Raw genomic sequence first — 25,929 nt, 5'->3', positions numbered from 1 at the left:
TTCGCATTCAGTCGGGTTGTTCTTTTATTATCTTCAGAACAGCTTGTATCATAATCCCCAATGATAGAATAAGTTAGGATATGACTTTCCAATCATCTTGAGCCAGGCAATAGCTTTAAGTTTGCTTCCTCTAAAACGAGTGTACTTGTTCAGAACCCAACTTATGGCTTGTTGATGCAGATAGTAGAACACCGGACTCAAACTTCTTCGGCTTATTGTCCCATAAATAGTTTATCCAACCTCTGATTTTGGGATTTAGCTTGTTGGCTATATCCTCTAGCGTAAATTGGCTTTTATTGCTTTGTTCGGCAATCGTTAACCGACCATCACCTTGAATGGTGTAACCTAAAAATTTGCTTTCATTGACCGGGCAAACCTTACTCTTTTCTCTGTTGATTTTCAGTTTTAGTGTACTTTCTTATACAGCACAATTTTATATAGCTTTTTTAAGCGCCAATTTTTTTCGGTTTGTTTGGAAATAAACTTCTAGGCAACGTATCCTTAAATCCGCTCTCTTTAATTGCTTTCATTATGGCTGGATAATGCAGCTCTTGAAACTCATCAATTTCATTCGGTCCAGGAAAGCTAGCGGCATGGCAATGGGCTATGTATTGATGATTATCACAAGCTCTTGGGTTAGCAATTGTTCACATCGATGTAAAGATTCATTTACAGAAATATATTTACCCCCATCAGGATGCCCATAACCTTAGGCTCTGACAAGTCAACCAACTGACCATTGCAATTAAGGGTTGTTCGCTTCGAAAAAAATGTATTTTTGCCTTTTAACATATCACTGTATAAAGATAACCTGCATTTAAACAATGTACAAAAACGATAAATAGTATAACATGCTGGTTAGATATTTAAACTAATACTCTTAAAAAGTTAAGAATTGCAAACTACTACAGGAACACAGTACGATTCGGTTATAGCACAGTGCCAACAGCTGTTTCTAAAAAAAGCTAAAGATTATGGCACCGCCTGGCGTATTCTCCGCCCCGAATCTATTACCGATCAAATTTTTATCAAAGCACAGCGCATTCGCACCCTGGAAGAAAAAAAAATAAGCAAGGTGAACGAGGGTATCGCTCCCGAATACATCGGCATTATCAACTATTGTGTTATTGCTTTAATTCAGTTACAACTTACTGAAAACGATCCGCTGGAGTTGCCATTTGATGAAACCGAGCGATTGTACAACCTTAAAATAGCCGAAACCAAAGCCTTGATGCAAGACAAAAATCATGACTATGGTGAGGCATGGCGCGAAATGCGTGTAAGTTCATTAACTGATTTAATCTTAATGAAAATCTTACGCGTTAAGCAAATTGAGGATAATAAAGGTTTAACCCTGGTTTCTGAAGGTGTTGAAGCCAACTATCAGGATATGATTAACTATGCTGTATTTGCGCTCATCAAATTGAATGTTCATAGCTCATAGCAACTTGTACATTTATGAACCATGAACAACCCTTAACTATCAACCAAAACATGAAATACCTAACCAACTTTTGCCGCATCTTTGTCGGTTTACTGTTTATTTTCTCCGGGTTAGTAAAACAAAACGACCCTTTAGGCTTTTCGTATAAACTCGAAGAGTATTTTGAAGTCTTTCACCTTGCTTTTTTAAATTCTTTTGCACTAGCCTTGGCCATTTTTTTATGTGCACTGGAAATTATAATGGGTATTGCCTTATTGTTTGGAGTAAAAATTAAACAGACTGCTTGGGGACTGCTTTTACTTATTGTATTTTTTAGTTTCTTAACCTTCTATTCAGCCTACTTTGATGTAGTAAAAACCTGTGGCTGTTTTGGCGACGCCATTCCTTTAACCCCTTGGCAGTCGTTTACCAAGGATTTGATTTTATTACTGATGATTATGATCATCTTCTTCAACACGGATAAAATCAAGGCCCTTTTCAGCGAAAAAGGATCATGGATTACCTTAGCTCTTGCTATTTTATTTAGCTTTGGATTTGGGATTTATACCTACCAAAACTTACCTTTTGTTGATTTTCTTCCATATAAAATCGGCAATAACCTACCTTCATTAATGAAAGCCCCAGAAGGGGCACCGGCAGATGAATACAAGATCATTTACACGTTAAAAAACAAAAAGACAGGCGAACTTAAAGAGTTGGACGACAAGCAATATATAGCTTCCAAAATTTATGAAAACCCTGATTGGGAATATGTAAAAGCATCGGACCCTATTTTGGTTAAGGAAGGATATAAGGTTCCGATTCGCGACTTAAAGATTAATGACGAAGACGGAAACGATGCAACCTCTGTAGTTCTTGAAGACCCACAGTACTCTTTCTGGATCATTGAGTATGATTTAGACAATGCCAATAAAGGAGTACAAGAAAAATTAAACCAGCTCACATTGATGACTGAAAAGTATCATGCTCGCACCTTGGCTTTAACCTCAGCAACGCCATTAAATGCAGACAATTTCCGTCATGAAAACAACCTGTATTATGAGTTCTTTTACGCCGATGCAGTTCCGCTTAAATCAATGGTACGAGCTAACCCAGGAGTATTGTTAATGAAAAACGGCACCGTGATTAACAAATGGCATTTCCGCAACTTACCAAGCATTGAAGAACTAGAAACAATGTGTTTTAAAAAGTAGTTTTCCGGTCAAACAATATTAAAACGGTCAGTGAGTTTGAACTTACTGGCCGTTTTTATTGGCAAGAATTACATATTAATTTTCTAGCTGATTATGACTAAATTAAACCTCATTTAAATTCTATGAGAAAACTATCTGTCTTTAACTTTATATCCCTAAATGGCTTTTACAAAGACCAACATGGTGATATCAGCTGGCACAAACACGGCCCTGAAGAAAATGAATTTGCAGCCAATAGCTTGCAAGCCGATAATTGTTTATTATTTGGACGCATCACTTATGAGCTGATGGCCAGTTATTGGCCAACTCCAATGGCAATGGAGAACGATCCAAAAGTAGCGACAGGAATGAATAATGCTGAAAAAATCGTTTTCTCACGATCATTAAAATCTGTTACCTGGAACAAAACCAGACTAATAAGCGAGAACATTGTTGACGAAATACGCAAACTGAAGGAGTCAGATGGCAAAGACTTTACCATATTGGGCAGCGGAAGTATTGTTACTCAGTTTGCTGAACATGGTCTTATAGATGAATACCAGTTCATGATCGATCCTGTTGCATTAGGAGCTGGAACTCCAATTTTCAACGAAATAAACAAACAATTAAACCTAAAACTCACCTCCATTCATTCTTTTAAAAGCGGAGTAGTTTTACTAAGATATCAGCCTGTTAATTAACCCCTTAAGCTATGACCACACAAAATTTTGCAAAAGCTGAAATGCTAATCCGCAAACCTGTTTCAGAGGTTTTTGAAGCAATCATTAACCCTGCCATCACATCCAAGTTTTGGTTCACTAAGGGCTCCGGACGACTGGATGAACATAACGAAGTCCAATGGACATGGGAGATGTATAGCTTTACAATACCCGTTCAAGTAAAAGTTATTGAACCCAACAGTAAAATTGTAATTGATTGGGGCAACTATGACAACACCACAAAAGTTGAATGGAACTTTAAACCTTTAAACAACGAGTTAACCTTTGTTAGTATTATCAATAGCGGATTTAAGGGTACCACCGAAGAAATAATCAATCAGGTACGTGATTCTACTGAAGGATTTACCTTAGTACTTGCAGGCTTAAAAGCATTTTTAGAGCACGCCATTCAACTTAATCTAGTTGCAGATCGATTTCCTAAAGAGTTAAACTATTAGTTAACCACTCCTTTTCAATTCAATATTAAACCGTCATCGAAAACAAACGGGTTTCAGGTTGGTTACGGATCATACGTAAATCAAAAGCCATACAAATGTTCCTTACAAAAGGCACTCCTTCAGGTGTTATTTCAATTCCATCTTTTACAAAGTGAAGCAGCCCATCTGCAGCCATTTCTTCTAATCTTGAAACCACTTCCGGCAATTCTTTAAATTGAGCTTGAGACTCACTCCATTCGGTTTTTAACTGACACATCAGATTTAGAATATGTTTTCGAACAATCAAATCTTCATCAGTTAATTTATGGCCTCTAAAGACCGGAAGTTCATCTTTGGAAATTAATTCATAATACTCTTCGATGGTCTTAACATTCTGAGCAAAGGAATTCCATGAGTCGCTAATGGCCGAAACGCCTAGCCCAATCATTAATTGCGTTTTGGAAGATGTATATCCCATAAAATTCCGGTGCAGCTTTTTCTCTGTTAACGATTGATAAAGACTATCCGATTTTAATGCAAAATGATCCATTCCAATTTCTATATAACCGTTTTCTTCAAAAAGCAGCTTTCCTAAATTATATAGCACTCTTTTATCATCATCCTTTGGCAAATCATTTTCATCAAAGCCGCGTTGGCCGTTACCTTTTAACCAAGGCACATGAGCATAACTGTAAAAAGCCAGCCTATCGGGCCTTAGCAAATTAGTTTTAGCAATTGTTTCGGCAATGCTCAAGCGGGTTTGTTTTGGGAGGCCAAACACAAGATCATGCCCAATGGAAGTATAACCAATTTGACGAGCCCAGTTATGCACGCGTTCAACATTTGCAAACGGCTGAATGCGATGAATTGCTTTCTGAATCACCGGATCATAATCCTGCACTCCAAAACTTACTCGCCTAAATCCCAAGCTGAACAAAGTTTGCAGATGCTCTTTTGTGGTATTATTCGGATGGCCTTCAAAGCTAAATTCCCACTCTGGGGTACGGTCGGCATAAAGGAACAATCCGTTGATTAATCTTTGCAGATTTTCCGGTTTAAAAAAGGTTGGTGTTCCCCCTCCCAAATGAATCTCTTTAATTTTTGGGCGAGAAGGAAACAGCTTGCAGTACAGGCTCCATTCTCTTAACAAAGCATTTATATATGGCTCTTCAACACTATGGTTGGTTGTAATTCGTTTATTACAACCACAAAACGTGCATAAACTTTCGCAGTAAGGTAAGTGGACATATAGACTAATCCCTTCGTCGTCATTATTGCTCTTTAGAAAAGTTGCTAAAACAGATTGTTCCCAACCCTTAGTAGTAAAGTTGTTCTCCTCCCAGTAGGGAACTGTTGGATAACTAGTATAGCGAGGCCCCGGAACATTATATTTTTGTATAAGACTATGATTCATGTGTTTTTACATTCCAATACCACAAAAATCAAAGAACTTAACCTAATAAAAACTGACAATAATCAGGTTTATAAAGTTTTATGCGAGCAACTGTCATCCCAGATTCATTTCTGCCTTAATTTTCATTAAATTCGGCGGCCAAGTAATTGATTAAATGCTTTCATATATACTCAATAAAACATTTTACGGTCTGTTGGTTATGCTAGGCATCGTGGTAGCGGTGTTTTTCCTATTCAATATTTTACCTGCCGATCCTGCACGTATGACCATGGGACAACGCTCCGATGTGCAATCGCTGGAAGCAGTACGTAAAGAACTTGGTTTGGACAAACCAATGCCTGTACAGTTTGCCTTATTTTTAAATGATATTTCACCCATTGGCTTACACCCTACCGACTCGGCTTCACAAGCAAAATACAACTATATACAACTTTTGCCGGTAGGCAAAGAAGACGCGATTGCACTAAAATGGCCTTATTTACGTCGCTCTTATCAAACTAAAAAGGAAGTTTCAGAAATACTGAAAGAAACCATTCCGAATACACTGGTTTTGGCATTTACCTCAATGCTTTTCGCCTCAATATTAGGAATAGCATTAGGAGTTATTTCGGCAATAAATAAAGACAGCTGGATTGATAAAGTTTCAATTGGATTTTCCATTATAGGCATTTCGGCACCGTCTTTTTTTGCTGGCATTATTATAGCCTGGTTATTTGGGTTTGTTTTGAGTGATTACACGGGATTAAACATGTCGGGTAGTTTACACAATTACGATCCATTCAAAGGAGAAGTGCTTAGCTTAAAAAACCTTTGGCTACCGATGATTACCTTAGGTTTGCGCCCATTGGCAATTATTGTTCAACTTACCCGAAGTGCAATGCTCGACGTACTTGCCATGGATTACATCCGTACGGCTAAGGCAAAAGGATTAAACAATTATACCGTGGTGATGAAGCATGCTTTGCGCAACGCCCTAAACCCGGTAGTTACAGCAATATCGGGATGGTTTGCCTCTCTAATTGCAGGTTCATTTTTCATCGAATACATTTTCGGATATAACGGCCTGGGAAAGGCAACAGTTGACGCTCTTGGCTTAGCCGATTTTCCGGTTGTAATGGGCTCCATACTTTTCTGTGGGTTTATTTTTGTGGTGTTGAATATTTTGGTAGACGTACTTTACGGCATTCTTGATCCACGTGTTAGGGTGAGATAATTGAACTTGAAGATCTAAAATCGATAATCTTTTGAAAATATTTCTGATCGGCTTCATGGGAGCCGGAAAAACTACTTTAGGTAAGAGGCTTGCTAAGAAACTGAATCTTCCTTTTTTAGATCTTGATCATTTAATTGAAGAAATTACAGGTGGCACCATTGCAGAGTATTTCGCTAAAAATGGTGAGGAAAAATTCAGGGAGTTGGAAAAAGACGTGCTACAAAAGCATATACTTCCAGAACAATTTGTGCTCTCAACTGGAGGGGGCGCCCCTTGTTTTCATAATAACCTTGAATGGATGAACCGAAACGGTCAAACCATTTACCTAAAGCTCTCACCCAAAGCTATTGCACAGCGGCTGGAGAATGCAAAGGAAGAACGCCCTTTAATTAAAGGATTAAAAGGAGATGACCTTATAAAATTTATTGAAGAGCGTTTAGCTCTCCGTGAACCTTTTTATAATCAGGCTCAATTGACAGTAGATGGACTAAGTATTAATGCTGATACTCTAATCAAACAACTAAGTATTCAATAGCCCTGCATAAAAATTCCGTCCGAACGACTTTTAAAAAAGTTGTCAGACGGAAAATTAAAATCTGTACAAAATCAACTCCTTGGCTTAAATTTCACTATCGGATTATTTATCGGTTTAACCGTTCGTAAATAGGTATAAATAGCAGCTAAATCCTCGTCTTTCATGTGTGAAAACATTGTCCAAGGCATTACTGTATTAAAATCAGACGGACCAACCTTTTGGTGCGCAGCGATACTATCAACATAGGTTTTAAATCGATTAATAAATTGCTCCTTACTCCATAAGCCAATACCGGTTTTGTTATCTGGAGTAATGTTTGATGTTGATAATTGTCCTCCTGGCAACTCAAACACCCTACCTCCTCCAAAACCCATACCTTCCACAAACTCACCGTTATCAAACTGAGTGTGACAATCATAACAAGCTGCCGCTGTTACCAAATACTTACCGTATTGTACCGCATCAGTTGACAGAGGTCTCTTTTGTAAATTGGCTTTTACCGGTATTGTATTTATAATGAAATTCATCGGAAAATCTGACTCAGATTGGCTCACAACATTTTCAATAGCTGGCAATGAGCGTAAGTAGGCAATTATTGCTTTTATGTCTTCTTCATCTAATTGACCATAATTAGCATGGGGCATAACTGGAAAAATAGGCTGATTGTCTTTCTTCACCCCGGCCGTTATTGCTCGAAAAATTTCACCGTCTGTCCAATTGCCAATACCGGCAGGGGTAATATTAGAAGCAAAATATCTCCCCGGAAATCCCATTTTCTGATTAAACTCATCCCCTCCTTTGCCCAACGTGCCAGGCATAATCGGACCAGAAAATTCAGCCCAGTTCCGTGTACTATGACAGTCCATACAAACCATTACAGAGTTGGCTAAATATTCCCCTCTTTTAATCCTCTCAGGAGTTAGCTCAACTTTCATTTCAGGTGTAGGTCCAACATTGGGCAATGCGGTTTTTACATACACACCTAATCCTGCTATACTTATAATAAGGAACAGAAAAATAACACCCAGAACTTTAAATACTTTTTTCATGGCACAGTATTATATTAACTAACAAATTACAAATTAACCTTTTAAGAAACAGCCTTAAAAGAAAGCACAAAAATAGTATACAAAAAAGAATCCTTTTTAAGTAGTATTACGCAAAATAAAATTTAGGTAGAATTACGCTAAGGTTAAAAAAATCAGCCTTCATCATTTCGTTTATTTACTCAAAACAGCATTTTTGCACTATGATTGAACAGGCCCGTGTTGCATTGAAGGCTTATTTTGGTTACGATGAATTCCGGCCGCTACAAAACGAAGTAATACAATCCATTCTTGATAAAAAAGACACCTTGGTTTTGATGCCAACCGGTGGTGGAAAATCCATTTGCTATCAGGTTCCAGCCCTAATCATGGAAGGTTTATGCATTGTCATTTCGCCGCTTATTTCATTAATGAAGGACCAAGTGGATGCTCTACGGATTAATGGCATAGGTGCCGCTTATCTAAACAGCAGCCAGGATTTTACTGAAGAAGAAACCATAATAGAACAATGCTTAAACGGCAGCATTAAACTACTTTACCTTTCTCCAGAGAAACTAAAATCGAGCATGGCCATGTTGTCTGAGTTCAACATTAAATTATTTGCCATTGATGAGGCTCATTGCATTTCTGCATGGGGACATGATTTTCGCCCGGAATACACTCAACTCAATGTCATTAAAGAACGCTTTCCGACAATTCCAATAATAGCCTTAACAGCCACAGCTGATAAAGTAACCCGAAAGGACATTATCAAACAACTAAGCTTAAAAAGACCTAATACCTTTATCGCATCTTTTGATCGGCCGAACTTAAGTTTGAACGTAAAAATGGGCGTTAAAACGCGAGAAAAGGACTTCGAAATCATTGATTTCATTTTACGAAAACCCAATCAATCAGGCATTATCTACTGTTTGAGCAGGAAGATTACAGAAGAACTGGCTGAAAAACTTCGGGGACATTCAATAAACGCCGCAGCCTATCATGCCGGCATGAACGCAGATGAACGTAATGAGACTCAAGATGACTTTATCAATGACCGGGTTCAGTTGGTTTGTGCCACAGTTGCCTTTGGAATGGGTATAGATAAGTCGAACGTTCGTTGGGTTATTCATTATAATCTGCCTAAAAATATCGAAAGCTATTATCAGGAAATTGGCCGTGCGGGGCGAGATGGATTAAAGAGTGAAACTATTCTTTATTATAGCTTAAGCGATTTGGTGTTATTGACTCAATTTGCGGAACAAAGCCAACAGCGCGAGCTAAACATTGAAAAACTGAGGAGGATACAACAATTTGCAGAGGCAAATCTTTGCCGGCGCAGAATCCTAATTAATTACTTTGGAGAAAATCTGGAGCAAGATTGCGGCAATTGTGATGTTTGTAAAAAACCTCGCAGCCGATTTGACGGAACCATTTTAGTTCAAAAAGCTTTATCAGCCTTACTTCGAATTAATGAGCCCATAGGTATCAATATGCTTATTGAGGTTTTAAGAGGTTCGAATAAATCAGAGATCATTGAAAAAGGCTATGATAAAATTAAAACCTATGGAATTGGAAGTGATGTAGGCTTTCCACATTGGCAACAATTTATTATGCAAATGCTAAGTTTAGGGCTTTTAGAAATGGTTTATGATGAAGGATTTAGTTTAAAAGCTACCAGTCTTGGCAAAGAAATTCTTTTTGGAAAAAAAACGACCGAATTAGCATATCCTTTGATTCGGGAAATTAAAAAACACACATTGAGCCTTGATGAAGAGACACATATTCCTACTCAAACGGCTAACGAAAAATTATTTGATACTTTGCGCCGTTTAAGAAGAGAATTTGCTGAACAAGAGGATGTACCGGCCTACGCAATTTTTAGTGATGCTACGCTGGAAAGAATGGTTATGGAAAAGCCTACAACAGAAATCGCCTTTTTGGCAATTCAAGGAGTTGGCCAACGTAAGCTAGAAAAGTACGGACGGAAATTTATTGAATTAATAAGCCGTCATCAGTATAAAAACACTGTAACTCCTCGCGAAAAAACGGATACACTCAAGGAAACATTCCGTTTGCTGCAACATAATCATTCACCCGAAGATATTTCAAAACTTCGAAACATCCATTTAACCACCGTTTACTCACACATTTCTACGCTGTACCTCAATGGAAGTCCAATTAATTTAAGGCAATTTATTTCCATGGAAGAAATAGAGCGGGTAAAACTGGCTCAGAAAGCCCTAGGACAAAGTAATAAGTTAAAAGACTATTTTGATTTTTTAAAGGGAGAAATTGCCTATCACAAAATACGATTAGCGTTGAGTTGGATTGAAAAACAGGATAAGCTAATTTGAAAATCGGGAAATTTGAAAATGATGCATCATCGCAAATTCACTTCAAACTCCCCAATTATCAAACTATATTAATTAAGCTTTTTCTTCCCAAACGCTGGCAATATTCACAATGGTTTCAACGGCTTTTTGCATGTCTTGCACTGAGGCCCATTCGTGTTTAGAGTGGAAAGCGTGCTCCCCTGCAAAAACATTAGGACAAGGCAATCCCATAAATGACAAGCGAGAACCATCGGTACCGCCTCGGATACTTTGTAATTTAGGTTCCATACCGCTACGGCGAATTCCTTCTAAAGCATTTTCAATTACTTGAGGATACTGATCCAAGACCTCTTTAAAGTTTCTGTACTGCTCAGTAACCTTGATCTCATATTTTGAAAACGGATAATTGGCAATCACCTGATCAGCAATTTGTTTAATTACACCTTCATGTTTAGCCAAATTAGCTGTCACATGATCTCTGATAATGAAAGATACTTTCGATTCTTCAACAGTCCCACCGATCTCTACCGGATGCACAAAGCCTTCTTTACCTTCTGTAGTTTCAGGTGAGAGATGACCTTTTGGCAAAGCAGCAACAATTTCAGAAGCAATTTTAATAGCACTTTCCATTTTGCCTTTAGCAAAACCCGGATGTGAGCTTACACCATGAATTAACAACGTTAAGCCATTAGCCGAAAAGGTCTCGTTTTCAAGCGAACCTAAAGTCTCACCGTCCATTGTGTACCCAAAATCGGCGCCCAGTTTTTTCATATCCACATTATTCACCCCACGACCAACTTCTTCGTCGGGAGTAAATAGAATGCGAATTTTACCGTGTTTTACTTCTGGATGTTGCATAAAATAATTGGCAGCATCCATGATTTCAGCTACACCGGCTTTATTATCGGCTCCTAAAAGGGTAGTTCCACTGGCGGTAATAATATCATTGCCAATTTGTTCGGCCAAATCTTGATGATCTGCTTTTTTTATAACTTGAGAAGGATCATCAGGCAACACTAAATCTTGTCCTTGATAATTTTTATGAATGATTGGCTTAACTCCGGCTCCGCTACAATCCGGCGAAGTATCTACATGTGAACAAAAACACAAAACCGGAACATTCTTTTCACTCGTAGCAGGAATGGTTGCATATACATAGCCGAAATCATCTAAATGAGCATCATCAATGCCCATTGCTTTTAGCTCTTCAACTAAAATGCGGCTTAGATTTTTCTGTTTTTGGGTAGTAGGTGCGGCTGTTGAATGCGGATCAGATTGAGTATCAACCTGAACGTAACGCATAAAACGCTCGGTAACGGTAAATTTATAATTGTTCATAAAATTTATTGGGATATAAAAGAAACCATAGCCCATAGAATAAACTATGGTTTAAATTTTAAACAAGGTATACGGCATCTTCCTGACCTTCAATGCCCAAAACCACATCAATATGTTCTTGAGCAACCGTTGAAAGTTCCAGCCCTACAAAATCATTGTGTATAGGAAAAAGCTTATGACTTCTATCAACCAATACTACAGTACGCACTTTTTTGGTTGGAATATTAAGAAATATTCCTAGTCCGTACACTAATGTACGACCAGTATTCAGCACATCGTCAACCACTACAATTACTTTATTGGCGCATTCTTCAATAGGAAGATCGGTTTTGGCATTTAACGAGCTGCTGGTTTTCTCCAACTCAATATTTACCAATGTTACTTTTATATCTCCTATTGATTCAATAACCTTTTTTAAACGGGCAGCCAAAGTGTTCCCACGCGGAACGATACCTGCAAGAACAATCTCCTTTTCATCAAAGTTATCTTCAAAAATCTGATACGCTATACGATCAACTTTTTGCTGTATCTGTTTTTTATCGAGAATCTTTATTTTATCACTCATGAGTAAAATTTAGGAGTTAAAAATAACGGTAAATAGTGCAATTGCCAATAGGTTTACTTATACGGATAAAAAACAAAATTAGCCCCTTCAGGAATTACTACAAATAAGCACATGTATTGTTTAGGGTCTTTGTAGTTGTTCACAAAATATTCCTGACGCTCTTTTGCAATAATATTCTTCTCAGTAAACTCTTCAAGCGTTGAAGCATTAATATTCCATGAGGTCTTCAGCTCTTTGCTGCTCAGGATAGTTTGTCCCAGACTTACTTCATGCTGATGTGCTACAAAAATTGGAAAATCCGAAAATTTAGCCTCAATAATATCAAGCGCTACTTCTTTAATTGCCTCATTATATAATTTAAGATCCTTTTCCAAACCAATTAATGGACTCGGACCTTGGGGTTGTTGTTCGTTTTCTAACTGCATAATACTATTCTGAATGAGTCTGCCCTCATTATGTAGTTCATTATTTTCTTTTTAGCAATACTACATTCTCAACGTGAATGGTTTGTGGGAACATATCAACCGATTGAATTTTCGCAACTTCGTATTTTTCACTTAATAAAGCTAAGTCACGAGCTTGCGTGGCCGGATTACAACTTACGTACACAATCTTTTCGGGCTCCATTTCGTTAATACGGGCAACCACATCAGCATGCATACCAGCCCTTGGCGGATCGGTAATTACCACATCAGGCTTGCCATGCTGGGCAATAAACTCAGCATTAAGCACATCCTTCATGTCGCCTGCATAAAACAAAGTATTATCAATTCCATTTATGGCAGAATTGATTTTGGCGTCTTCAATGGCATCTGGCACATACTCAACCCCTATTACTTGTTTTACTTTTCGGGCAACAAAGTTTGCAATAGTTCCGGCGCCTGTATATAAGTCGTATACCAATTCATCGCCTTTAAAATCAGCAAAATTGCGTGCTATTTTATATAGATTATAGGCTTGTTCCGAATTGGTTTGATAGAAAGATTTAGGAGAAATTTTGAACTTAATCCCCTCCATTTCTTCAAAAATATGATCGTTACCTTTAAAGGTAATCACTTCTTGATCAAAAATGGTATCATTCCTTTTTTGATTAACGATATATAACAATGAAGTTATTTGAGGGAAATGGTTATCAATATAATTCATCAAGCCATTAATAGTATCCTCATCGTTTCTGGCAAAAACAACAATCACCATCAGCTCGCCGGTACTGGCAGTACGAATGATTAGATTACGTAAAAAACCATGATGCTCTTTAAGATCATAAAATTCGAGTTTATGTTCCAAGGCATAGCTTCTTACTGCATTTCTGATTGAGTTGGAAGGATCTTGCTGCAAATAGCAATGTTCAATATCAATAATCTTATCGAAACGTTGCGGAACATGGAAGCCTAAAGCTTCGGTCTGCTCCAGGTTGTGACGATTGTCCATATCTTCTTCCGTAAGCCATCGCTTATTGGAAAAAGTGAATTCCATTTTGTTGCGGTAATACGCTGTTTTTTCTGAACCCAATATCGGAGTAAGTGTTTCCGTACTTAAACCTCCAATGCGCTCCAGGGCGTCTACAACCTGCTTTTGTTTATATTTTAACTGACCTTCATAGGTTAAATGTTGCCATTTGCAACCACCACAAATACCAAAATGTTCACAAAAAGGCTGGGCGCGATATTCAGAAGGTTTATGCAAAACATCTACCTTCCCCTCAAACAACTGTCTCCTTCTGTAGGTTACATTAATATCCACTACATCGCCAGGTACTGCTTTATCAACAAAAATTACCCGATCATTGTGTCTACCAATTGCACGTCCATCGTGTGCAATGTCAACTATTTCTACTCCCTCTGCAATATAGGGTTCAAACTTCTTTTTTGCCATCAGGCTGCAAAAATACAATTTTTAAGACTGTGGTTAAACTGTTAGTTTAAGCTAAGAAAAACTCGAATCATCTTTTAAAGGCAAACTGAATATACCATAAAAGAAAACCCCGTCAGCATTTCTACTATACGGGGCTCAACCTAAACCAATTTATCTATGAAACTTTACAATTTGAAAAGTCTAATTATGAAACGGGAAAAGCTACACTTTGTTTTATTATAAAGCTCAATTTTTTGTTCAAGCTCTTGTGAGAAGTCTTTTAATTCTCGCCTCATAATGAAATGAGCTTATTTCATGCTGCAAAAATAAAACATTTATACCAAAAACCAAAACGGTATATTTGTAAAAATGGTGTAACAATTACACTTACCTATGCAACAAACTTATGCAAAAGCTCCTCTGATTAAATAAGGAAGGATTTCATTTCGGAAGGCAATGAAATTTTTTTTCACATCAGCATCCGAAACAGATGTAAAGGCAAAGGAGAACACAATGCTTTTACTGGCGGTTACTAAAAATTGAATACGACGTGCCTGGTCACTTTTATCTTCGACATTACGAACCCTCATTACCAAATCCATTATGAGACTTTCAATCTCTGTGGAAAGATTTTTAAGAAAAGCTTGTGCATTTGCCGATTCACGAATAAAATCCCAGCCGATAAACTCATTACAAGCAGTGTAAGTTAGGCGGCTGGTTTTTAATATAAGGCTTGAAATTTCTTCAACACTTAATTTTGACTGCTTGGGATCAACGCTATCTGCAATTTCCTGGATATGCTTTTCAAGATAATCCATGATAATTGCATTGAGGATCAATTCCTTACTTTCAAAATATTTATAGATGGTGGCTTTTGCCAAATTAGCCTTTGCTGCAATTTCATTCACACTGGTTTTATGGTAACCATAACGGCGAAATAAATGCTGTGCTGCATTTTTTATACTAAGTGATATTTTATCAACATCCATCTACAGGTATCCTTAAATAATTTCTGATTGGAATTGTTTAAGGAAACGAACGTCGTTTTCAAAAAACAGTCGTAGGTCTTTGATCTGATATTTCAGCATGGTAATTCGTTCAATACCCATACCAAATGCAAAACCGGTATACTTATTCGAGTCGATGCCGCAATTCTCCAACACATTAGGATCAACCATACCACATCCTAAAATCTCAACCCAACCGGTGTATTTACAAACATTACAACCGCTACCTCCACAGATCATACAGGTTACATCCATTTCTGCCGATGGCTCGGTAAAAGGAAAGAAAGATGGACGGAAACGAACTTCTGTACCTTTGCCGTACAGTTCCTGAACGAAATAATAAAGCGTTTGCTTTAAATCCGCAAACGAAACGTTTTCGTCAATATACAAACCTTCTACCTGATGGAAGATACAGTGAGCACGGGCCGATATAGCTTCATTACGGAACACTCGTCCCGGCATAATGGCTCTAAACGGCGGTTTACCGTTTTCCATCATACGTACCTGTACTGATGAAGTATGAGTACGAAGGGCAATATCTCCCTTATCCGAACCTGTATTTTTTTGAATGAAGAAGGTATCCTGCATATCGCGAGCAGGGTGTTCTTCAGGGAAGTTCAATGCCGTAAAGTTATGCCAATCGTCTTCAATCTCCGGTCCTTCAGCTACATTGAAACCAATGCGCGAAAAAATCTCAACAATTTCTTTGCGCACGAGTGATATTGGATGACGGGATCCAATATTCACCGGATTCCCAGGTAAGGTTAAATCAATACTACTTTGCTGTTGCTGATGATTTTCAAACTGCTCTTTAAATTCAAGCACTTTTGCTTCAGCCGCCTGCTTACATTCATTTAATACTTTACCTAAAGCCCGCTTTTCTTCCGGGGTAGTTTGCTTAAATTCTTCAAACAAATCACCAATAATTCCTTTTCTACCTAAAAACTTAATCCGAAACTGCTCTAGTTCGTCGGCATTGGCCGGAGTAAATGCGTTGATTTCCGCTATGTAACCTTCAATTTTCGATTGCATGCGGCAAAGATAAAATTTTTACACATCTGAATTACATTCAATTCGCCACAAAATATACCCAAAACCAAAGAAGTACAGTTAACTCAACTCTATTTACAATAAGACTCACCCAACAAAAACCACAATCTGTTAACAAAAACTTAAACAAGTCCTGGCATTTTCATACAAATTTCCATGGGAAACCAACATCTAAAAAGACTCAGAGTTTTTCTTTCCACTTTCTCTTTTTTTCCACAAAATCACCATCTCACTTCTGTTTATCAACTAAATGATTCATATTAAGCCCAAGTAAAATAAATTAAGCCTCTGGGACAAAAAATAGATTCCGTAAAAACTCTTATTTTTACCCCCTTGAAATAATTATGGACAAAAGGTGGATCACACATTCGGATTATAATAATGAAGTAATTGACTTACTAACTCAGGAGCTGAATGTTTCCCCTATTATTGCCCAGTTATTGGAGCGACAAGGCATTACTTCTTTTGAAGAAGCCAAGTGTTTTTTCAGGCCTGACATCAACCATCTTCATGATCCTTTTTTAATGAAGGATATGGAGAGTGCAATTGAACGCATTGAAGCTGCCATTAAATCGAACGAAAAAATTTTGATTTATGGCGATTACGATGTTGACGGTACAACTTCCGTTTCATTGGTATATAGCTTCTTCCGCAAATTCTACAATCATCTCGACTACTATATTCCCGATCGTTATAAAGAAGGCTATGGCATTTCCTTCCAAGGCATAGATTATGCGAATGCACATGGCTTCAGCTTAATAATTGCTTTGGATTGTGGAATCAAATCAATTGACAAAGTTGATTATGCCCTTGAGAAAGGCATTGATTTTATTATTTGTGATCACCACTTACCTGGCGAGCAAATTCCTACAGCAGTTGCCGTACTGGACCCTAAACGAAAAGATTGTGAATATCCATACAAAGAGCTGTCTGGGTGTGGCATTGGCTTTAAACTGATTCAGGCCTTTGCCGAAAAGAATCATATGCCTTTTAGCTACCTTGAAAATTTCCTCGACTTGGTAGCCGTAAGCATTGCTTCTGATATTGTACCTATAACTGGTGAAAATAGAACATTGGCTTTTTTCGGCTTAAAGCGGTTGAATGAGAACCCTTGCGAAGGCTTACGCGCTTTAATAGATCTTTCTGCTCAAAAAGAAGAATTAACCATTACTGATATTGTTTTCCAGATAGGTCCGCGAATTAATGCAGCTGGTCGGATTGACGACGCGAAGCATGCCGTACACTTGTTAATTTCGGGTTCGTCGGAGTTGGCAACAGAAAAAGGGCAGATTGTAAATCTTAAAAACACCGAACGTAAAGAGTTTGACAACAACATCACCGTTGAGGCTCTTTCGATGATAGAAAATACACCCGAGCTACAAAACAAAAAATCTACGGTATTATTTTCTCCAAACTGGCATAAAGGGGTGATTGGTATTGTTGCCTCACGCTTAATCGAAAAATATTACCGCCCAACCATCATTCTTACTGAATCCAATGGTAAAGCAACTGGCTCTGCTCGTTCGGTAAGTGGCTTTGACATCCATGAGGCTATCGGCGCCTGCAGCGACCTACTTGAGCAGTTCGGCGGGCATAAATATGCTGCAGGACTAACCATTAGCTTGGATAATGTAGATGCTTTCATCCAGAAATTTGAGGAGGTTGTTTCTTCAACCATTGAAGAACGTTCACTTTCACAGGAAATAGAGATAGATGAATATATAAAGCTGGGTGATATTACCCCAAAACTGATGCGCATCATTAAGCAATTTGCTCCTTTTGGGCCTGGCAATATGAAACCGATATTTGCCACTAAAAATGTTTGGTGCAAATTTGAGCCGCAAATTGTGGGCAATAATCATTTAAAATTTACCGTTCAACAATCCGAAGGCTATAGCTTTGATTGCATAGGATTTAATTTAGGACAACATTATCAGCGCATTCGAAAGGGTATTCCTTTTGATATTTGCTATAGTATTGAAGAAAACACATGGAATGGTAAAACAACCATTCAATTGAGTATTAAAGATATAAAGTAAGTCTTTCCATCTCCTTAATTATCAGGAGTTAAAAAATAGGGACAAACTAAGTATTAAAATTGTTATTACGTATTAAAAATACCCTTCCCGTTGGGGAGAGATTTGGAGGAGTTCATGCTTGAGTTACGCGCCGAAAATCTGGTGAAAACATATAAAAAACGTACAGTAGTAAACCATGTTTCATTTAACGTAAAACAAGGTGAAATTGTCGGTTTGTTAGGACCAAATGGAGCAGGGAAGACTACTTCGTTTTATATGATTACCGGTCTTATTAAACCTAATGAAGGACATGTTTACCTAGACGACCAGGAAATCACCTATGACGCTATGTATAAGAGGGCTCAAAAAGGTATTGGCTACCTTGCACAGGAGGCCTCGGTATTTCGTAAGCTAAGTGTTGAAGACAACATCATGGCAATTTTAGAAATGACGAAATTAAACAAGGAAGAACGTCATGATAAATTAGAATACTTGCTAAATGAGTTCAGCTTGCAAAAAGTTAGAAAAAACAGAGGTGATTTACTATCGGGAGGTGAGCGCAGAAGAACCGAAATTGCACGTTGTTTAGCAGTTGACCCTAAGTTTATTTTGTTAGATGAGCCTTTTGCAGGAGTAGACCCTATTGCCGTTGAAGAGATTCAGAGCATTGTGGCTAAACTAAAAACCAAAAACATAGGCATCCTGATTACCGACCACAACGTACAGGAAACTCTTTCTATTACCGACAGAGCTTATTTATTGTTTGAAGGCTCAATCCTAAAATCGGGATCAGCAGAGGAGTTAGCCGAAGACGAACAGGTTCGCAGGGTTTATCTTGGTCGAAATTTCGTATTACGAAGCAAAGTTTTGTAACTTAAGGACTATCATACAAAAGAAATGTCAATCATCAACAATATTGTTTCATGGATCATGAAAAAGCGAATTCATCAGATTGAGCTTTTCATGAAATATCCTCATGAGGTGCAGCAAGAATGGCTTTCTAATCTTGTAAATACGGCCCGTAATACCGAATGGGGTAAACAATATGACTTTAAATCAATTGACAGTCCGCAAGAATTTAAACAGCGTTTTCCAATACAGAATTACGATTCAGTGAAACCTTTCATTGAACGTATGATGAAGGGAGAGAAAAATATCTTATGGCCCAGCAATATAACATGGTTTGCTAAATCATCAGGCACTACCAGTGATAAGAGCAAGTTTATTCCGGTAAGTGAAGAATCGCTGGAAGAATGCCATTACAAAGGCGGTAAAGACATGCTGGCCATCTATTGCAATAATCGACCTGAAACAAAAATATTTACTGGCAAAAGCCTTGTAATGGGCGGCAGCCATCAGATTAATCAGTTAAATGACGAATCTTGCTATGGTGACCTTTCAGCTGTTTTGATTCAGAACCTTCCTATATGGGCAGAATTTTTACGTGTGCCTGACATCTCAATTGCCTTAATGGATGAGTGGGAAGCCAAAATTGAAAAAATGGCGCATGCCACCATGCATGAAGATGTAACAAACATCAGCGGTGTACCAACCTGGACATTGATTCTAGCCAAACGTATTCTAGAACTTACAGGAAAGTCCAATTTGTTGGAAGTTTGGCCCAATCTTGAACTATATATCCATGGAGCAGTAAACTTCACTCCATATCGTGATCAGTTTCACAAACTCATTCCTTCAAAGGAAATGTATTATTTGGAAACCTATAATGCATCCGAAGGCTTTTTCGGCATCCAGGATCAAAGCAATAACAATGATATGTTGTTAATGCTTGATTACGGTATTTATTATGAGTTTTTGCCAATGGAAGATTATGGAAATCCTTTCGCCAAAACGTTGGATTTGAGTGAAGTTGAGTTAAATAAAAATTACGCCATTATTATTTCTACCAATGGTGGTTTATGGCGCTATCTTATTGGTGATACGATTAGGTTTACTTGCTTAAATCCATTCCGCATACAAATTACTGGCAGAACCCGTCATTTTATCAATGCTTTTGGAGAAGAGCTAATTATTGAGAATGCTGAACAAGCATTAACTGCTGCTACCAAAGCAACCAACTCTATTATCAAAGATTATACTGCAGGACCAATCTATTTCTCTGAAAAAGAAAATGGAGGTCATGAGTGGATCATTGAATTTGAAAAACAGCCGGAAAACATTGAGGCTTTTATAGACCTATTGGACGAAAACCTTAAAAGGCAAAACTCCGACTATGAAGCTAAGCGACACAAAGACATGGCTTTACACCGACCGTTGTTACACCTTGCGCCAAGTGGAACGTTTTACACTTGGATGAAAAGCAAAGGTAAACTGGGAGGACAACATAAAGTCCCTCGTTTAGCAAATGACCGCAAATACCTCAATGAACTATTGGAAATATTGGTAGAGCAAGCGATTTAACTAAGAGAGAATAAATTCAACTGCAGCCTTGGAATGTATCAATGTTGTATCAAAAACCGGTTTGCTAACATCCTCTTGTTTAATAATTAACGGAATTTCGGTACATCCTAAAATTATTCCATCAGCACCTTGATGAATAAGATTGTTAATTATTGAAATGTAACGTTGTTTGGTTTCTTGTTTAACAATGCCTTTGCCAAGTTCATAATAGATAGTATCTTGAATAAAGTCTCTGTCCCCTACTTCCGGAATCAAGGCTTCAATAGATTGATTCGATAACTTATTTTTAAAAAAGTCGAGCTCCATGGTAAACTTAGTTCCCAATAATCCAACTTTCTTGATTCCTAGCTGATGAATCACATTGGCTGTTTCTGTTGCAATGTGAATAACAGGCAAGCCTATAATCTCCTCTAAATCATCAGCTATTTTATGCATTGTATTTGCGCATAAAATAATTGCCTCTGCACCACTCAGTTTCAAGCCTAATGATGCCTGAGTAATCATTTTTAAGGTGCTATCCCAATCATTATTATCATTATTTCTTTTGATATCAGCATAATTGAATGAGTGAATCATGCATTCTGCGAAATTTAATCCACCCAAACGCTCATTTACACCTTCATTGATCAATTTGTAATAATCGGCTGTTGAAACCCAGCTTATTCCACCGATCAGACCAAGCTTTTTCATATTCTGTTAATTTTATGTAATCAAAAAACGGCAACTCAGTATTGAATTGCCGTTTTTAATTTTTTAGAAAATTAGTTTTTTATTTCTTAAACGCTAAAACAGTTTTGCGGATGATGTTCACACATTCCATCAACTGCTCCTCAGTCATAACCAATGGAGGCGCAAAACGAATAATATTTCCATGAGTTGGTTTTGCCAATAACCCATTCTCTTTAAGCTGTACACATAGTTCCCATGCGGTTGAACTATCTTCTGTATCGTTCACAACTACTGCATTTAATAAGCCCTTACCACGCACCAAAACTAACAGCTCTGTTTCATCCACTAGCTTCTGCATCTCAGCACGAAACAATCTCCCTAAGCGTTCTGCATTTTCAGCTAATTGTTCATCTCTAACTACCGATAATGCAGCCATTGCCACCTTATTGGCTAGCGGATTCCCGCCAAAAGTAGACCCATGAGTTCCCGGGGTAATAACTTCCATGATTTCATCATTACACAAAACAGCAGACACTGGAAGTACTCCTCCCGAAATGGCTTTACCTAAAATCAATACATCCGGATGAATGCTCTCATGGTCGCATGCTAGTAATTTACCGGTACGGGCAATTCCGGTTTGCACCTCATCGGCGATAAACAACACATTATTCGACTTACATAACGAGTGAGCTTTAGTAAGGTAACCTTCATCAGGCACAAAAACACCTGCTTCCCCTTGAATAGGTTCCACTAAGAAACCGGCAACATTAGGATTTTCTAAAGCTTTCGCCAAGGCATCAATATCATTATAAGGAATACGGATAAAACCCTCAGGATATGGTCCAAAGTTTTTATTGGCACCCTTGTCGCTTGAAAAAGATACAATTGTGGTAGTACGTCCGTGAAAATTCTGTTCACAAACTATAATTTGGGCAGAGTTCTCGACGAGACCTTTTTTCTCGTATGCCCATTTTCTGCAAATTTTAATTGCAGTTTCAACAGCCTCGGCTCCTGTATTCATAGGAAGCACCTTATCAAACCCAAAGTACCCTGTTACAAATTTTTCATACTCGCCTAATGTACTGTTGTAAAACGCTCGTGAAGTGAGTGTAAGCTTTTGGGCTTGCTCAATTAAAGTGCTGATAATTTTAGGGTGACAATGCCCTTGGTTTACGGCAGAATATGCAGAAAGAAAATCGTAATAACGTTTACCTTCAACATCCCAAACATATACTCCTTCACCCTTATCAAGTACAACGGGTAAAGGATGATAGTTATGTGCACCATACTTATTCTCCAATTCAATCAGCTCTGTTGAAAGTGATCCTAAAACTGCTTCTGTCATAATTATGTAATTGAGTAGGGCAACAAAGATAGCCTTAATAAAACTGACTTTGAACTTATTCTCAACAAATTACCATAATCAACAAAGCCCGGACAATCCGGGCTTTGTTACTTATATAATCATCTGTTCCAGGGTATCTGAAACGTTTATTTCACCATGGGACGATTCATAGATGCACTCCCCATCCTTAATCAATAATAATTGAGGAGATTCGTGATGCACCTGAAAAATCTCAGCAATGGCTGCCGAAACAGGGCGATAATTCAACAAATCGAGAAAATATAGCTCAGTTTCAGCAGGTAATTCAGTCCAATCCTGCTCAAATCGTTTTTTAGCAAATAAGCTGATTGAACAACGGCTACTGTGCTTAAAAATAATACTAAAACTTTTTTTTGCCTTGATCTGTTGCAATTGCACTTCAGCAGTCAGCTCAATCCAATTCATTAATAATATCTTGATTTTTTACCTTTTTTAACTGTAGAGTAAGCCGGACATTTTTCGCCGCTGCGGCAAGAGTCTAAAACAGTACCTGCAACAAATGCACAGAGAAGGAGAATAGCAATACGTTTCATTAGCTATGAGTTTAGTTGATTAATTTAACAGAATAATCAATAAAACGAAATAAGGTTTACTGATTATAAATACTATGCAAAAATTAGTCCTTAAATCGATCTTTCTTTTTGCCTTTAGATTTTACCGGTTTTGCTTTTTTTACCGAACTATAGGCGGGACACTGATATGAGGAACAAGCCTCTAGTACCGGCACTGCTAATATACAGGCAAGCATGAACAGTAGAACTGATTTTTTCATAACCATTTATACGTAAAACTTGCCTTTTGGTTATTAATTTTTCATTTTTTTAGCAAATTCAACCATTTTAATTGCTGTAACAGCGGCTTCATCGCCCTTGTTGCCATGACGCCCACCCGATCGCTCAATTGCTTGTTGCATATTGTCGGTAGTAAGAACTCCAAAAATCACTGGTTTTTTATATTGTAGAGCCACGTTTGTAATACCATGCGATACCGCATCACAAATAAAATCAAAATGACGAGTCTCACCCTGAACAACGCAACCCAAGCAAATTACGGCATCAAAATCACCATATTCTAATAGCAGTTGCGCTCCGGTACTTAATTCAAAAGTACCAGGTACCGCATGAACAACTATCTGCTCCTCAGAAGCACCATATTTTTTTAGCGTTTCAATAGCGCCATGCAACAATGCCCCGGTTACTTTTTGATTCCATTCAGAAACCGCAATCCCAAACTTAAACCCTTCTGCAGAAGGAACCTCTGATTCTGAAAAATCGGAAAGATTTTTATATGCTGTAGCCATCTTGATAAATGGTTAATTAATGATTAAAAATATTTACTTTAAAATAAAAAAACGGTGAGCAGCTAAAACACCGTTCACCGTTTTCAATCTCTTTCAATTCAACTGATTACAACTTAGCTTCTGCGCGAGCAATGTACTCATCAATTGTACGAGCTTGCTGAGAATCACTATATTCAGTTTTAATTGTATTGTATGCTTCAATAGCTTTATCGTTCTTTTTCAACTCTTCGTAAATCATACCCAATTTCATTAAATAAATTGGCGAAAAGCTTTGCAATTTTTTATCAGCTGCCTTTTGGTAAAAATCAGCGGCTTTCTCATATTGCTTTAACTCACTGTAAGCATCACCGATAGCTCCTAATGAAGTAGCACTGGTGACTTCGTCTTTTGAACTGTAGCTTTCAAGATGGTCAATGGCTTTTTGGTACTCACCTTTTTTCAGGTAGCAAATACCTGCATAGTAATAAGCAAGGTTAGCAGCTTTAGTACCACTATATTCATCAATAATTTTTGCAAAGCCCGGATAGTTTCCATCACCGTTCAGCGCCTTATCTAATGAATCAACCTCAAAATATTGCTCAGCTCTGAACATTTGGTCTTGCGCTTCTTTATCCTGGCTTTTATGGTACAGGTTCCATCCAATGAATAAACCACCCATAACAACCACTGCGCCTAAAATGATTAAAAGGCTTTTTTTATTTTCTGTAACAAATTGTTCTGTTTTACCGAACTGCCCTTGTAAATCTAAACCACCACCGATATCTTGATGATTATTCTCTTGATTATTTGCCATTTGTACTATATTGAGTGCGCAAAAATACTATTTTAATCTTTTTACGCAAGTCCGATTTTTATTTGGAGGATGCTTAATTTTGTCGGATGTACCTGCAAAAACTTACATTACTCAATTTTAAGAATTACCCGGAGGCAGAACTAGAGTTTCATCCGGAGGTAAATTGTTTTGTGGGGCATAATGGCGCCGGGAAAACCAATTTACTGGATGCCATTCATTATTTATCGCTGTGCAAAAGTTACTTTAATCCGGTTGATAGCCAACAAATACGTTACGAGCAAGACTATTTTATGCTGCAGGGTGTATTTGAAAAACAAGAACTGCAAGAAACTATTTATTGCGGACTGAAGCGCAATCAAAAGAAACAGTTTAAACGTAACAAAAAAGATTATACACGTCTGGCTGACCATATTGGACAGTTTCCATTGGTGATGATATCGCCCTACGACATTAGTTTGGTAATTGAAGGCAGTGAAGAACGAAGAAAGTTTATTGACAATGTTATTTCGCAAACCGATAACAAATATTTAGACACCCTCATTCTGTACAATAAAAATCTAACCAATCGCAACAGTTTGTTACGTCGGTTTGCTGAAACTGGTCAATATGATACTGATTTGTTGTCCATTTATGATCAGCAGCTCATTGTCACCGGAACGGAGATTTATCAAAAACGTAAAACTTTTTTAGAGATATTCACTCCTATTTTTGACGAACATTATCGCTACCTTAGTGGAGAAGCGGAACAGGTAACCTTACAATACAATTCACAGCTAAATAATGAGAGTTACCAAGTCGGACTAGCCCGTAACTTTCAAAAAGATCGTCTTTTACAGAGAACAGGATTTGGCATCCATAAAGATGAACTAGAATTTTCAATTCATGGCTATCCCCTGAAGAAATTCGGTTCACAAGGACAGCAAAAATCTTTTTTAATAGCACTAAAACTTGCCCAATACAGTTATCTTACTCAAATTAAGAGCTTTAAGCCACTTTTATTGCTTGATGATATTTTTGACAAGCTTGATGATTTGCGTATCAAAAAGCTGATGGAAATGGTAGTACATGACAATTTTGGACAAATTTTCATTACCGACACTAATCGTGAGCGAGTTGAAAAAGTCTTTAATGAGATTGCGAGAGAGATAAAAGTGTTTAAAGTAGATAAAGGCGCCGTAGAAGGCGGTCATTTAAAAAACATCGAAGTATTTAATGCATAAGCAAACAGCAACTGA

Annotated in this window: 26 protein-coding genes; 11 read left to right on the top strand and 15 right to left on the bottom strand. The window is 37.7% G+C overall.

Annotated features, from left to right (window positions below; all coding sequences use genetic code 11):
• Nucleotides 1–130 precede the first annotated feature (130 nt).
• Nucleotides 131–271 carry a hypothetical protein gene (locus L2B55_RS04190; protein ID WP_237850265.1) on the bottom strand — a complete coding sequence of 47 codons (141 nt, stop codon included), beginning with the start codon at nucleotides 269–271 and terminating at the stop codon, nucleotides 131–133.
• 624 nt (nucleotides 272–895) lie between these two features.
• On the opposite strand from L2B55_RS04190, the gene L2B55_RS04185 reads away from it, so the two are divergent.
• The 4 genes from L2B55_RS04185 to L2B55_RS04170 all read left to right on the top strand — a co-directional run bounded on the left by L2B55_RS04185 (nucleotide 896) and on the right by L2B55_RS04170 (nucleotide 3,793).
• On the top strand, nucleotides 896–1,444 hold the full coding sequence (locus L2B55_RS04185) for a DUF1599 domain-containing protein (protein ID WP_237849039.1): 549 nt from the start codon (nucleotides 896–898) through the stop codon (nucleotides 1,442–1,444).
• Between the two features lie 14 nt (nucleotides 1,445–1,458).
• Nucleotides 1,459–2,637: a BT_3928 family protein gene (locus L2B55_RS04180; protein ID WP_237849038.1), complete on the top strand. Its 1,179-nt coding sequence runs from the start codon at nucleotides 1,459–1,461 to the stop codon at nucleotides 2,635–2,637.
• Nucleotides 2,638–2,759: 122 nt separating this feature from the next.
• Nucleotides 2,760–3,317: a dihydrofolate reductase family protein gene (locus L2B55_RS04175; protein WP_237849037.1), complete on the top strand. Its 558-nt coding sequence runs from the start codon at nucleotides 2,760–2,762 to the stop codon at nucleotides 3,315–3,317.
• Nucleotides 3,318–3,328: 11 nt separating this feature from the next.
• Complete coding sequence (locus L2B55_RS04170) at nucleotides 3,329–3,793, top strand: SRPBCC family protein (RefSeq protein ID WP_237849036.1); 465 nt, start codon at nucleotides 3,329–3,331, stop codon at nucleotides 3,791–3,793.
• A 25-nt stretch (nucleotides 3,794–3,818) separates the two neighbouring features.
• On the opposite strand, the gene hemN is transcribed toward L2B55_RS04170, so the two are convergent.
• Nucleotides 3,819–5,186, bottom strand: coding sequence for an oxygen-independent coproporphyrinogen III oxidase (hemN, locus tag L2B55_RS04165; protein ID WP_237849035.1), 1,368 nt, complete (start codon nucleotides 5,184–5,186; stop codon nucleotides 3,819–3,821).
• A 154-nt stretch (nucleotides 5,187–5,340) separates the two neighbouring features.
• Between hemN and L2B55_RS04160 the strand changes: the two genes are divergently transcribed.
• Nucleotides 5,341–6,399, top strand: coding sequence for an ABC transporter permease (locus tag L2B55_RS04160; RefSeq protein ID WP_237849034.1), 1,059 nt, complete (start codon nucleotides 5,341–5,343; stop codon nucleotides 6,397–6,399).
• 31 nt (nucleotides 6,400–6,430) lie between these two features.
• Nucleotides 6,431–6,934 carry a shikimate kinase gene (locus L2B55_RS04155; protein WP_237849033.1) on the top strand — a complete coding sequence of 168 codons (504 nt, stop codon included), beginning with the start codon at nucleotides 6,431–6,433 and terminating at the stop codon, nucleotides 6,932–6,934.
• A gap of 71 nt (nucleotides 6,935–7,005) precedes the next feature.
• Here L2B55_RS04155 and L2B55_RS04150 read toward each other — a convergent pair whose 3' ends face one another.
• Entirely contained in the window at nucleotides 7,006–7,983 is a 978-nt protein-coding gene (locus L2B55_RS04150) for a cytochrome c (RefSeq protein WP_237849032.1), read from the bottom strand.
• 200 nt (nucleotides 7,984–8,183) lie between these two features.
• Here L2B55_RS04150 and recQ point away from each other — a divergent pair, with 200 nt between their 5' ends.
• Complete coding sequence (gene recQ, locus L2B55_RS04145) at nucleotides 8,184–10,316, top strand: DNA helicase RecQ (RefSeq protein WP_237849031.1); 2,133 nt, start codon at nucleotides 8,184–8,186, stop codon at nucleotides 10,314–10,316.
• 72 nt (nucleotides 10,317–10,388) lie between these two features.
• Here recQ and pepT read toward each other — a convergent pair whose 3' ends face one another.
• From pepT to pheS, 6 genes are all read right to left on the bottom strand, one after another.
• Nucleotides 10,389–11,633 (bottom strand): peptidase T, encoded by a 1,245-nt coding sequence (pepT, locus tag L2B55_RS04140; protein WP_237849030.1) that lies wholly within the window; start codon nucleotides 11,631–11,633, stop codon nucleotides 10,389–10,391.
• 58 nt (nucleotides 11,634–11,691) lie between these two features.
• A complete protein-coding gene (locus L2B55_RS04135; protein ID WP_237849029.1) occupies nucleotides 11,692–12,198 on the bottom strand; it encodes a phosphoribosyltransferase family protein in 507 nt (168 codons plus the stop codon).
• A 53-nt stretch (nucleotides 12,199–12,251) separates the two neighbouring features.
• Nucleotides 12,252–12,623, bottom strand: coding sequence for a hypothetical protein (locus L2B55_RS04130; RefSeq protein ID WP_237849028.1), 372 nt, complete (start codon nucleotides 12,621–12,623; stop codon nucleotides 12,252–12,254).
• Between the two features lie 40 nt (nucleotides 12,624–12,663).
• Nucleotides 12,664–14,073, bottom strand: a complete 1,410-nt coding sequence (gene rlmD / locus L2B55_RS04125) for a 23S rRNA (uracil(1939)-C(5))-methyltransferase RlmD (RefSeq protein WP_237849027.1) — start codon at nucleotides 14,071–14,073, stop codon at nucleotides 12,664–12,666.
• 383 nt (nucleotides 14,074–14,456) lie between these two features.
• Complete coding sequence (locus tag L2B55_RS04120; protein WP_237849026.1) at nucleotides 14,457–15,041, bottom strand: TetR/AcrR family transcriptional regulator; 585 nt, start codon at nucleotides 15,039–15,041, stop codon at nucleotides 14,457–14,459.
• Nucleotides 15,042–15,053: 12 nt separating this feature from the next.
• Nucleotides 15,054–16,091 (bottom strand): phenylalanine--tRNA ligase subunit alpha, encoded by a 1,038-nt coding sequence (gene pheS, locus L2B55_RS04115; protein WP_237849025.1) that lies wholly within the window; start codon nucleotides 16,089–16,091, stop codon nucleotides 15,054–15,056.
• 362 nt (nucleotides 16,092–16,453) lie between these two features.
• Here pheS and recJ point away from each other — a divergent pair, with 362 nt between their 5' ends.
• The 3 genes from recJ to L2B55_RS04100 all read left to right on the top strand — a co-directional run bounded on the left by recJ (nucleotide 16,454) and on the right by L2B55_RS04100 (nucleotide 20,548).
• Nucleotides 16,454–18,148 carry a single-stranded-DNA-specific exonuclease RecJ gene (gene recJ / locus L2B55_RS04110; protein WP_237849024.1) on the top strand — a complete coding sequence of 565 codons (1,695 nt, stop codon included), beginning with the start codon at nucleotides 16,454–16,456 and terminating at the stop codon, nucleotides 18,146–18,148.
• Between the two features lie 114 nt (nucleotides 18,149–18,262).
• Nucleotides 18,263–19,000, top strand: coding sequence for an LPS export ABC transporter ATP-binding protein (lptB, locus tag L2B55_RS04105; protein WP_237849023.1), 738 nt, complete (start codon nucleotides 18,263–18,265; stop codon nucleotides 18,998–19,000).
• A 24-nt stretch (nucleotides 19,001–19,024) separates the two neighbouring features.
• Complete coding sequence (locus L2B55_RS04100; RefSeq protein WP_237849022.1) at nucleotides 19,025–20,548, top strand: GH3 auxin-responsive promoter family protein; 1,524 nt, start codon at nucleotides 19,025–19,027, stop codon at nucleotides 20,546–20,548.
• Here L2B55_RS04100 and L2B55_RS04095 read toward each other — a convergent pair whose 3' ends face one another.
• The 6 genes from L2B55_RS04095 to L2B55_RS04075 form a co-directional block, all read right to left on the bottom strand.
• Nucleotides 20,549–21,238: an aspartate/glutamate racemase family protein gene (locus L2B55_RS04095; RefSeq protein ID WP_237849021.1), complete on the bottom strand. Its 690-nt coding sequence runs from the start codon at nucleotides 21,236–21,238 to the stop codon at nucleotides 20,549–20,551.
• A 79-nt stretch (nucleotides 21,239–21,317) separates the two neighbouring features.
• Nucleotides 21,318–22,562: an ornithine--oxo-acid transaminase gene (gene rocD / locus L2B55_RS04090; protein ID WP_237849020.1), complete on the bottom strand. Its 1,245-nt coding sequence runs from the start codon at nucleotides 22,560–22,562 to the stop codon at nucleotides 21,318–21,320.
• 111 nt (nucleotides 22,563–22,673) lie between these two features.
• Nucleotides 22,674–23,006, bottom strand: coding sequence for a bacillithiol system redox-active protein YtxJ (ytxJ, locus tag L2B55_RS04085; RefSeq protein WP_237849019.1), 333 nt, complete (start codon nucleotides 23,004–23,006; stop codon nucleotides 22,674–22,676).
• Nucleotides 23,006–23,134 (bottom strand): hypothetical protein, encoded by a 129-nt coding sequence (locus L2B55_RS18850; protein ID WP_255696543.1) that lies wholly within the window; start codon nucleotides 23,132–23,134, stop codon nucleotides 23,006–23,008. The genes ytxJ and L2B55_RS18850 overlap by 1 nt, the downstream gene beginning before the upstream one ends.
• A 272-nt stretch (nucleotides 23,135–23,406) precedes the next feature.
• On the bottom strand, nucleotides 23,407–23,901 hold the full coding sequence (gene ribH / locus L2B55_RS04080) for a 6,7-dimethyl-8-ribityllumazine synthase (RefSeq protein WP_237849018.1): 495 nt from the start codon (nucleotides 23,899–23,901) through the stop codon (nucleotides 23,407–23,409).
• A gap of 106 nt (nucleotides 23,902–24,007) precedes the next feature.
• On the bottom strand, nucleotides 24,008–24,694 hold the full coding sequence (locus L2B55_RS04075; protein ID WP_237849017.1) for a YfgM family protein: 687 nt from the start codon (nucleotides 24,692–24,694) through the stop codon (nucleotides 24,008–24,010).
• Nucleotides 24,695–24,780: 86 nt separating this feature from the next.
• Here L2B55_RS04075 and recF point away from each other — a divergent pair, with 86 nt between their 5' ends.
• Nucleotides 24,781–25,914, top strand: a complete 1,134-nt coding sequence (gene recF, locus L2B55_RS04070) for a DNA replication/repair protein RecF (protein ID WP_237849016.1) — start codon at nucleotides 24,781–24,783, stop codon at nucleotides 25,912–25,914.
• Nucleotides 25,915–25,929 lie beyond the last annotated feature (15 nt).

Origin of the sequence: Solitalea lacus, from assembly GCF_022014595.1 — a bacterium.
GTDB lineage: Bacteria > Bacteroidota > Bacteroidia > Sphingobacteriales > Sphingobacteriaceae > Solitalea > Solitalea lacus.
This window is presented reverse-complemented; position numbering and strand designations above follow the sequence as displayed.